This window comes from Sphingomonas sp. (assembly GCF_036269755.1).
GTDB lineage: Bacteria > Pseudomonadota > Alphaproteobacteria > Sphingomonadales > Sphingomonadaceae > Sphingomonas.
Genome location: NZ_DATBDV010000023.1, coordinates 252,590 through 262,258, shown reverse-complemented (window position 1 = coordinate 262,258; position 9,669 = coordinate 252,590). Strand labels below are relative to the sequence as shown.

Annotated in this window: 8 protein-coding genes and 1 pseudogene; 7 read left to right on the top strand and 2 right to left on the bottom strand. The window is 66.3% G+C overall.

All coding sequences use genetic code 11. The annotated features are described in order from the left end of the window. Window positions 1-2,580 (bottom strand): putative bifunctional diguanylate cyclase/phosphodiesterase (locus VH326_RS16000; RefSeq protein WP_329632840.1); only part of this gene is annotated, 2,580 nt, incomplete at its 3' end. A 92-nt stretch (window positions 2,581-2,672) separates the two neighbouring features. Then, window positions 2,673-3,848 carry a serine hydrolase domain-containing protein gene (locus VH326_RS15995; protein WP_329632839.1) on the bottom strand — a complete coding sequence of 392 codons (1,176 nt, stop codon included), beginning with the start codon at window positions 3,846-3,848 and terminating at the stop codon, window positions 2,673-2,675. A gap of 71 nt (window positions 3,849-3,919) precedes the next feature. Between VH326_RS15995 and VH326_RS15990 the strand changes: the two genes are divergently transcribed. From VH326_RS15990 to VH326_RS15960, 7 genes and pseudogenes are all read left to right on the top strand, one after another. Further along, window positions 3,920-4,573 (top strand): dihydrofolate reductase family protein, encoded by a 654-nt coding sequence (locus VH326_RS15990; RefSeq protein WP_329632838.1) that lies wholly within the window; start codon window positions 3,920-3,922, stop codon window positions 4,571-4,573. Then, complete coding sequence (locus tag VH326_RS15985; RefSeq protein ID WP_329632837.1) at window positions 4,570-5,217, top strand: glutathione S-transferase family protein; 648 nt, start codon at window positions 4,570-4,572, stop codon at window positions 5,215-5,217. Before VH326_RS15990 ends, VH326_RS15985 begins: the two co-directional genes overlap by 4 nt. Then, window positions 5,217-5,633, top strand: coding sequence for a hypothetical protein (locus tag VH326_RS15980; protein WP_329632836.1), 417 nt, complete (start codon window positions 5,217-5,219; stop codon window positions 5,631-5,633). Before VH326_RS15985 ends, VH326_RS15980 begins: the two co-directional genes overlap by 1 nt. Before the next feature lie 46 nt (window positions 5,634-5,679). Next, window positions 5,680-7,194 carry a fumarate hydratase gene (locus VH326_RS15975; RefSeq protein ID WP_329632835.1) on the top strand — a complete coding sequence of 505 codons (1,515 nt, stop codon included), beginning with the start codon at window positions 5,680-5,682 and terminating at the stop codon, window positions 7,192-7,194. 98 nt (window positions 7,195-7,292) lie between these two features. Then, window positions 7,293-7,576 (top strand): annotated as a pseudogene (locus VH326_RS15970) (GIY-YIG nuclease family protein). 91 nt (window positions 7,577-7,667) lie between these two features. Then, entirely contained in the window at window positions 7,668-8,141 is a 474-nt protein-coding gene (locus tag VH326_RS15965; protein WP_329632834.1) for an SAM-dependent methyltransferase, read from the top strand. 59 nt (window positions 8,142-8,200) lie between these two features. Further along, window positions 8,201-9,583: a methyl-accepting chemotaxis protein gene (locus tag VH326_RS15960; protein WP_329632833.1), complete on the top strand. Its 1,383-nt coding sequence runs from the start codon at window positions 8,201-8,203 to the stop codon at window positions 9,581-9,583. The last annotated feature ends 86 nt before the right edge of the window (window positions 9,584-9,669 follow it).

Below are 9,669 nucleotides of genomic sequence, written 5' to 3'. Positions count from 1 at the left end.
GGGGGCGAGGCGGCGCAGATCGAATTCGGTTTCGAACTGCACGCCCATCCGCCGCCCTTCGGTCCAGCGCACCACGGCGCCGAGGCTGCCGCAGCCGGGCAGATCGAGCTGGACGCTCGAATCGGGCGGCAGGGAGCGGTCGCCCTCGATCAGGGCGCCGCCGGTGGAGATGTTGCGCACCCGCACCGTCATGTTCATGCCGTTCCACTGCAGCGTCGCGACCTTCAAGAGGCCCTGGCGCGGCGGCCGGTTGAACTGGAAGCCGTCGGCGGTCACCGCATCGTTCTGGTCGGCCAGCTTGCCGGCCTCCTCCGCCGCCATCGGCCGGCCGAAAATATAGCCCTGGATATGACTGCACCCAAGCTCGCGGATCAGGGTGAGCTCGTCATGGGTCTCGGCGCCTTCGGCGGTCGTATCCATGTCGAGGCTTTCGGCCAGGGTCACGATGGCGCGGATGATCGCGGCGTTGCGGCTGCCCGATTTGGCGGCGCCGCGGACGAAGCTCTGGTCGATCTTGATCTTGTCGAACGGCGCCTTCTTCAAATAGCCGAGCGACGAATAGCCGGTGCCGAAATCGTCGAGCGCGAGGCGCACCCCGATCCCCTTAAGCGCTTTGAACATCTGCTCGGAAGATGATGTTTCGTTGACGAAAACCCCTTCGGTGATCTCGAGCTCCAGACGCTGCGGCTCGAGCCCCGAGCTCGCCAAGGCGGACGTTACGATCGCGGGCAGCGCCGGGTTGGCGAACTGGATCGGCGAGACGTTGACCGCCACGCGGACATGCTGCGGCCAGCTCGCGGCTTCGTGGCACGCGGTGCGCAGCACCCATTCGCCGATCGATTCGATCAGCCCGGTTTCCTCGGCGATCGGGATGAACTCGGCGGGACTGATTGCACCGCGCGTCGGATGGTCCCAGCGGATCAGCGCTTCGTACCCGACGATCCGCACGCCTTCGGTCGACACGACCGGTTGATAGGCGACGTAGAACTGGTTCGCCGACAGAGCGGTGCGAAGGTCGTCCTCGAGCTGCTTCCGGCTCTTGGCGCCCTCGAGCAGTTCCTTGCGGAAGAAGCGGTGGATGCCGCGGCCGTCGCCCTTGGCCGCGTACATCGCGATATCCGCGTTGCGAGTCAGCGTTTCCGAATCGGTGCCGTCCTCGGGCGCCACCGCGATGCCGACCGATACGCCGATCGAGATCGACGATCCTTCGATGAAATAGGGTTGCGACAGCGCGTTGATGACGGTGTTGGCGAGCTCGCCGAGCTTGTCGCGGTTGCCCATGCCGGGGAGCACGACCTTGAACTCGTCGCCGCCGAGCCGGCCGACCAGCCCGGCCTCGCCGACCGCGCGCTGCAGCCGCTGCGCGACTTGCTTGAGCAGCGTATCGCCGACCTGGTGGCCGAGCGTGTCGTTGACCGCCTTGAACCGGTCGAGGTCGAGCAGCAGCAAGGCGGTGGTGGGCGTGCCCGATTGCGGTGCGAGCGTCTTGTCGAGGCTGGCGCGCATGCGCTGGCGATTGGCGAGCCCGGTCAGACCGTCGAACAGCGCCAGCCGCGTGATCTCCGCTTCCGACCGGCGCTTTTCGGTCAAGTCGCGGCCCGACCCGACGAACCCCTGGAAGCGGCCGAGATCGTCGAGCACCGGCCGCCCCGAAATCGACCACCAGCGATCGCTGTCGTCGCTGGTCGCCGGGCAAACCGAATAATCCGAGAAGGAGGTGCGGGTGGAAAGGTGGAAGTTGAGCGTGCGCTCGGTATCGCCCGACCCGGTATCGATGCGAAAGATGTCCATCAGCCGGGCGCCGGCCGTCTCGATATCGAGACGCGCGAACTCGCGCCCGACCTTGTTCGACAGATAGGTGAAATAGCCCTGGCGATCGGTCTGCCAGAACCAGCCGTCGCCATGTTCCTCGACCTCGCGGACCAGTTGCTCGGCGAGGCGGCCGGCGCTGTGGCTCGTGTTGCGGTCCTCGGCATTGGCTTGGTCGTCGCGCGCCAGCCGCACCGTCGCTACGATCAACGTGACGAGCGCGAGCATCGCCATCGCGGACGGCAGCGCCGCGCCCGAATCGGCGACGACCGCGACGCCGAGCGCGGTCGCATAACCTAGCGTCGCGGCGCGGACCGGGTGGATCGCCACCGCGCCGATCGTCGCCGCGGCGAACACCGCGACGAACCCGGTGAGTTGATATTGGCTAAGCGTCGTGCCGACGAGCAGGGGAAGCAGCGACAACAGCCCCGCGCCGATCCCCGCCGAGCACAAGGTGAGTGTGCGGATCTGGACATGGATCGGCCATTGGCGCGCCGCCGGCAGCCGCAGCTGGACGAGCGCGCCGAGCGTCATCGCGAGGATCAGCCCGCCGCGAATTGTCGCCTGGGCGAGGATCGCATGCTGGCCGCCATGATAGGCGGCGAAGACGACGCTGAGCGGCGCGAGCAGCTGCGCGAACAGCACGAACGGCCAGATCGCCGCGACTTCGTCTAGCCGGTCGACTCGCGCGTCGGCGATCTCGGCGTTGCTGTCGGCAGTGAGCCCCAGCGCGGCCCAGATCGAGCGCGTCGTTTCGGTCTTCGGTCTCACTCGGCGCAGCGGCATAGCCTCGCCCTATCGCCAAGGTGTTATAAAGTGCTTTCTGCCGAAATTAATTTTGCGAGGGCGGCGCGAGGGGCGGATCAGCGCGCGTACCCCTCCCATGCCGCGGGCAGGCCGACCGGGCCGAGCAGCGCGTCGACCAACGGCACGAAAATCCGCACCGCGCGGTTGTCGTTGGCCATCAGCAGGATGCAGCTTTGCCGGCGGTCGACGCACACCGCGTAATTGTCGGTGCCGTCGTCATGCCCCTCCTTGAAGAAGGCGTGGCCGAAGCGGCTTTCGAAGCTCCCCCAGCCGACCGCATAGGCGAGCTTGATCGGCTTCCATTGGTCGGTGCGCGCGTCGACCAGCGTCGGGAATTCGGCGGCGCTGTCGATCGTCACGCTGGGCCGGACCATTTCGGCGCGCGCCGCGCGGCTGAGCCCGTCGCCGCGCACGACGCCCGCGAGGAAGCGCGACCAGTCGGTCAGGGTCGTGTCCATCGATCCGATCGCATCGGCCCGCTTGCGCTTGCTGAACCCCATCCGCTCGCCGGTGTCGGTATAGCCGTACGACAGCCGCCCGGCATAATCGTCGCGCCAGGTCATCGACGTGTCGTTCATCCGGAAGCGGTCGAACACGCGGCGTTGCATTTCGGCGGCGACATCGATCCCCAGGCCCTGTTCGAGCACGAGCTGCGCGAGCCGGAAGCCTTCGCCCGAATAGCCGAACCGGGCGCCGGGGTCGCGGTGGAAGCGCAGCTTCCTGTCGTCCTCGAAGAAGCGCAGATTGGCGAACCCGCTGGTGTGGTTCATCAGCATCCGCAGCGTCAGCCGCTGCCAGCGATCGTCGCCCTTGAGGTCGGCGAACAGATCGTAATCGGGGAGCGGCCTGGGCAGATATTGGCCGATCGGCTTGTCGAGATCGACCTTCCCCTCATCGACCAACTGCATCATCATCCAGGCAAAGGTCGCCTTGGTCAGCGACGCGCCATACATGATCGTTGCCGGGGTCAGCGGCACCTTCGCCTCACGATCCGCATAGCCATAGCTTTGGCGGAACACGACCTTGCCGTTGCGGATCACCGCGATGCCGAGCCCGGTCACCTGGTTCGCCGCCATCAGCCGCTCGACCATCGCGTCCGCCGCACGCGCCGACATCGGCCGGTTGTCGAGTGTCGCATAAGCGCGCGGCGGCAGCGCGGTCTCCGATTGAGCGACCGCGGTCGCGGCGGGCAGGCTGGCGAGAAAAGCGAGCGGCAGGAGAAAGCGCAACATGGCGGCCAACCTATCGCCTTTCGCGAGGGCACGCACTACCGCTTCGCTAGCGGTTTGGCGGAGGAGGATCGATGGGCAGGGTACGCGTCGGGGGGTTTACGGTGTCGATCGACGGGTTCGGCGCGGGGGCCGATCAGAGCCTCGCCGATCCGATGGGCAAGAACGCCCGCGACCTGCATCGCTGGATGTTCGGCACGCGCTTTTTTCACGAGATGGTCGGCCGCGACGGCGGCAGCGACGGGCCCGACCACGATTTCGCCGAGCGCGCGATGGCCGGGTTCGGCGCGTACATCCTCGGGCGCAACATGTTCGGTCCCGCCGGCGACGATTGGGGCGGGCCCGATTGGAAGGGCTGGTGGGGCGACAACCCGCCATACCACGCGCCGACCTTCATCCTGACGCATCATGCGCACGCGCCGATCGAGATGGAGGGCGGCACGACCTTCGTCTTCGTCACCGAGGGGATCGAGCGCGCGCTGGAACAGGCGAAGGCCGCAGCTCACGACCGCGACGTCAAGATCGGCGGCGGGGTGTCGACCGTGCGGCAATATTTGCAAGCCGGGCTGGTCGACGAACTGCATTACGCGATCTCGCCGGTGTTTCTCGGTCAGGGCGAGAAGATGTTCGACGGGATCGATTTGCCCGCGCTCGGCTTCCGCGTGACCGAGCAGGTCAACACGCCCGACGCGATGCACGTCGTGCTCACCCGTGGGGATACGCAATGACGATCAGCCTCTACGAGCACCCGCTATCGTCCTACGCGCAGAAGGCGAAGACCGCGTTCTACGAAAAAGGCGTGCCGTTCGAGAGCAAGATGCTCGATGGCAGCGAGCCCGTTGCGAGCGAATTCGCCGCGCTGTCGCCGCTCGGCAAGTTCCCGCTCGTCACCGACGGGACCCGCGTCGTGTTCGAATCGACCGCGATCATCGAGTATCTCGAGATGCGTTTTCCCGACACGCCGCGGCTGGTCCCGGGCGATCCGATGACCGCAGTCGAGGCGCGGATGTGGGACCGCTTCTTCGACAATTATCTCGAGATGCCGTTCCAGCGGATCGTCGGCACCGCGATCGGGCTCGAGGTCTGCGACGAGGCGAAGATGCGCGGCCAGCTCGACACGGCGTATGCGATGCTCGACCGCCACATGGCTGCGCGCGAATGGGCGGCGGGCGACGCGTTCAGCCTCGCGGATTGCTCGGCTGCGCCGGCCTTGCTCTACGCCGACTGGACGCACGCGATTCCGAAGGAGCACGCCAACGTCTGGGCCTATCGCGACCGCCTGCTCGCGCGCCCGAGCTATGCGCGGGCACTCGACGAGGCACGACCGTACCGGCACATGTTCCCGCTCGGGGCGCCGGAAGGGCGGGACTGATGCGGCCCATTGTCGCCTTCGCGATCGCCCCGTTGCCGGTGTCCGCGCTGTTGCCGATGCTCGGGGTAAGACTGATCAACGATGGCAGGTTTCTCGCGGCTGTTGCTTTTTTCTACGTGGTCACCTTCCTGTCCCAACTGCTCGTTGGGGCACCCACTCGGCTATTGCTGGCGCGCTGGCACGTTCATTCGCTGCGGAGCGACATCGTGATCGGCGCTTTCGCGAGTTTGTTGCCCATCCTCCTGTATCAATTGTCGCGTGGGCAATATGTCGGCTCCATCGTTTTCCACGTCGCGGTGGGTGGGGCGGCCGCGATAGGCGCATGCACGGGACTGGCTTTTGGACTCTTGCGGTGGCGAGATCGCAGGCTGAGCGAGCGCGAGGCGCCCGCAGAATTGGCGGCGCGGTTCGACTGAGCGGCGACGTTGCCGGAGATCGCGTCGAGCGTTACGGACGCGACGCATGATCACCATCCGTACCGCCGACCTGATCGAAAGCGTCGCCGACGCGTTGCAGTTCATTTCCTACTACCACCCGATGGATTATATCCGCGCGCTCGGCGTGGCGTACGAGGCGGAAGCTTCGCCCGCAGCCAAGGACGCGATCGCGCAGATCCTGACCAACAGCCGGATGTGCGCGGAGGGGCACCGGCCGATCTGTCAGGACACCGGCATCGTCAACGTGTTCGTCGAGTGGGGCATGGACTGCCGGTTGGATGATACCAGCCGTTCGCTGCAGGAGGTCGTCGATGAGGGCGTCCGACTGGCGTACCTCAACCCCGAGAACAAGCTCCGCGCGTCGGTGCTTGCCGACCCTGCCTTCACGCGGCGCAACACCAGGGACAACACGCCGTGCGTGCTGCATGTCGACATGGTGCCGGGGTCGAAGGTCTCGGTCGATGTCGCGGCCAAGGGTGGCGGCAGCGAGAACAAGTCCAAGTTCAAGATGATGAACCCGAGCGATTCGATCGTCGACTGGGTGTTGGAGATGCTGCCGCAGATGGGCGCGGGCTGGTGCCCGCCGGGGATGCTCGGGATCGGCATCGGCGGCACGGCGGAGCATTGCGTACTGCTGGCGAAGCAGGCGCTGATGGAGCCGATCGACATGGGGCCGCTCAAGGCGCGGGGTCCCAAGAACGACATCGAGGCGCTGCGCATCGAGATTTTCGACAAGGTCAACGCGCTCGGGATCGGCGCGCAAGGGCTGGGCGGGCTGTCGACGATCCTCGACGTCAAGATCAAGGACGCGCCGTGCCACGCGGCGGGCAAGCCGGTCGCGATGATACCCAATTGCGCCGCCACGCGCCATGCGCATTTCATGCTCGACGGGTCGGGCCCGGCGTTTCTGGAAGCGCCCAGGCTCGACGAGTGGCCCGATGTGAACTGGACGCCCTACAAGGCTGCGATCCGGGTCGACCTCGATACGCTGACGCCCGAAGTGGTGCGAAGCTGGAAGCAGGGTGACCGGCTGCTGCTCAACGGCAAGATGCTCACCGGCCGCGATGCCGCGCACAAGCGGATTGCCGATATGCTGGTGAGTGGCGAGGAATTGCCGGTCAGCTTCCGGGGCCGCGTCATCTATTATGTCGGCCCGGTCGATCCGGTCGGGGAGGAAGTGGTCGGCCCTGCGGGCCCGACCACCGCGACGCGGATGGACAAGTTCATGCGGATGATGCTCGACCAGGGGCTGCTAGCGTGCGTGGGCAAGGCCGAGCGCGGCCCGGCGGCGACCGAGGCGATCAAGGACGCCAAGTCGGCGTATCTGATGGCGGTCGGCGGCGCGGCGTATCTGGTGGCGCGGGCGATCAAGGGGTCGAAGGTCGTCGGCTTCGAGGACCTGGGAATGGAAGCGATCTACGAGTTCGAGGTGGCGGATTTCCCGGTGACGGTCGCGGTCGACAGCGAGGGTCACAACGTCCACCAACTCGCGCCGTTGGTGTGGAAGGACAGGATCGCGCGGGAGAAGTTGCTGGCGTGATCGTCGCCCCGGCGAAGGCCGGGGCCGCCGAGTTTGACGCGAAGCCCGAGCCAGATAACGTAGCGGTCCCGGCCTCCGCCGGGACGACGGGGAGGAGAGTGAGCGGCTTCACCTACATCATGACCAACAAGCGTTCGGCGTCCTGTATACCGGCGTCACAGCCGATATCGCTCGTATTCAGGCGCATCGCGAGAGGCGCGGATCGGCGTTCGCGCGCAAATGGGACTGCACGAGGCTGGTTTTGATCGAGCAGCATGATCGCATCGAGGATGCGATTGCGCGGGAAAAGCAGCTGAAGAATTGGAGTCGCGTGTGGAAGTGCCGCCTCATTGCCGAGGCGAACCCGAATTGGGATGACCTATGGGAAACGCTAAACAATTAACCGTCGCCCCGGCGCAGGCCGGGGCCGCTGCGTTTGACGCGGCGCGTTGCCTCAACAATCCGGCGGCCCCGGCCTTCGCCGGGGCGACGACATGACTTTTGAGGTTCATCCGATCGCTTATGTCCGCGGCGGCCGCGCTGAGGCGATCGACGACGATTGGGACCGCGAAACCGCGGTGATCGAACTGATCGACGGATTCGCCGAAGAGGCGCTCTACGGCCTCGGCGATTTCAGCCACGTCGAGATCGCGTTCCTCTTCGACCAGGTACCGCCCGACAAGATCGAGACCGGCGCGCGGCATCCGCGCAACCGCACCGATTGGCCGCTCGTCGGCATTTTCGCGCAACGCGGCAAGAACCGCCCCAACCGGATCGGCATCACCGTCTGCGGGATCGAGCGCGTCGAGGGCACGCGGGTCCATGTCCGCGGGCTCGACGCGATCGACGGGACCCCGGTGATCGACATCAAGCCGGTGATCCGCGAATTCCTGCCGCGCGGCGAGGTGCGCCAGCCCGACTGGGCGACCGAGCTGATGGCGGAATACTGGCAAGCGCGGGATCGCTAAAGCGTTGTTAAGCAACCACGACTAGGAATGTCCGCGACATTGTTACGGGGGCACATCAATTGGACATCGCGCGCACCGTCCAGACGGCGGCCCGGCTGTCGGGCGATCTCGGTATCCGCACGCTCGATCTGCAGGCGGACATCACCGAAATCGCCGACCGCGTGACCGACCAGGCGGCGACGATCGAGGCGATCGGCGGCGATGCGGTGCGGCTGGCCGATAGCGGCGAGAGCATCGCGCAAGCCGCGCACGAAGCACGCGACCGCGCCGGGGCGGCGCGCACGGTGATCGACGATTCGAGCCGCCAACTGTCGGGCGCGACCGCCAACGTCGTCGACCTGATCGACCAGGTCAGCCACATCCATGCAGCGCTCGGCGGGTTCAACGAAGCGCTCGAGACCGTCGCGCACGTCACCTCCGTCATCAGCGGGATCGCCAGCCAGACCAATCTGCTCGCACTCAACGCGACGATCGAGGCGGCGCGCGCGGGCGATGCCGGGCGCGGCTTCGCGGTGGTTGCGAGCGAAGTGAAGAAGCTCGCCAACGAAACGGCATCGGCGACTCAGAAGATCGAGCAATCGATCCGCGCGCTGACCGGCGAAGCGTCGGGGATGCTCGACCGGGTGGCGCATGGCGTCGAGAAAGCGCAGTCGGCGCACGCGGGGACTCGCGACATCGAGGCGCTGGTCGATCGCCTGTCGACGCTGATGCGCGGCCTGTCGGACAATAGCGAGGCGGTGGCGGATTCGATCGGCTACATGGTCGAATCGGTCGGCAACATCCGTTCGGGTTTGGGCAGCCTGGCCAATAATTCGGCGGGCAATGCCGACGGGCTGCAGCGGCTGTCGCGGCGGCTGACCTCGGTCAGCGACGACACCAACCGGCTGCTGCAATATTTCGCCGAAAGCGGGATCGAAATCATCGACACGCCGTACGTTCGCTTCGGGCTCGATACCGCGCAGGCGGTGTCTGACGCGCTCTCTCGCGCGCTCGCGGCGGGGGAGATCAGCGCCGCCGACCTGTTCAGCGAGGAGTACTTGCCGATCCCCGGGAGCAACCCGCCGCTGTTCACGCATCCGGTGCAGCGTTTCCTGATCCCGGCGGCGCGTCCGCACCAGGAGACCGCGCGCGGTTACAAGGGCTTTTTCGGGATGACCTTCACCGACCGCAATGGCTTCGGCGCGGTGGCGATGCCCGAACGCGCGCACCCGCAGCGGCCCGGCGACGAGCAATGGAACGCCGAGCATTCGCGCCAGGGACTGATCTTCGATTTTCCCGACACCCGCGAGCAGTGCAAGATCACCGAACCGTTCTGCCTCAAGGCCTATCGCCGCTCGACCGCGAGCGGCGACGTGCTGCTGTTGAAGCAAGTGATCGCGTCGATCCATGTCGACGGCCACCACTGGGGCATCCTGCAATTCGCGTACGAGGATCAGGGGTAGGCGTTTACATCGCTTGAATGCGCGCGCGTGCTGTGGGACGGGCCGCCGATGCGCATCGGCTGGCTTTTCAGGTGGATCGGCAGTGG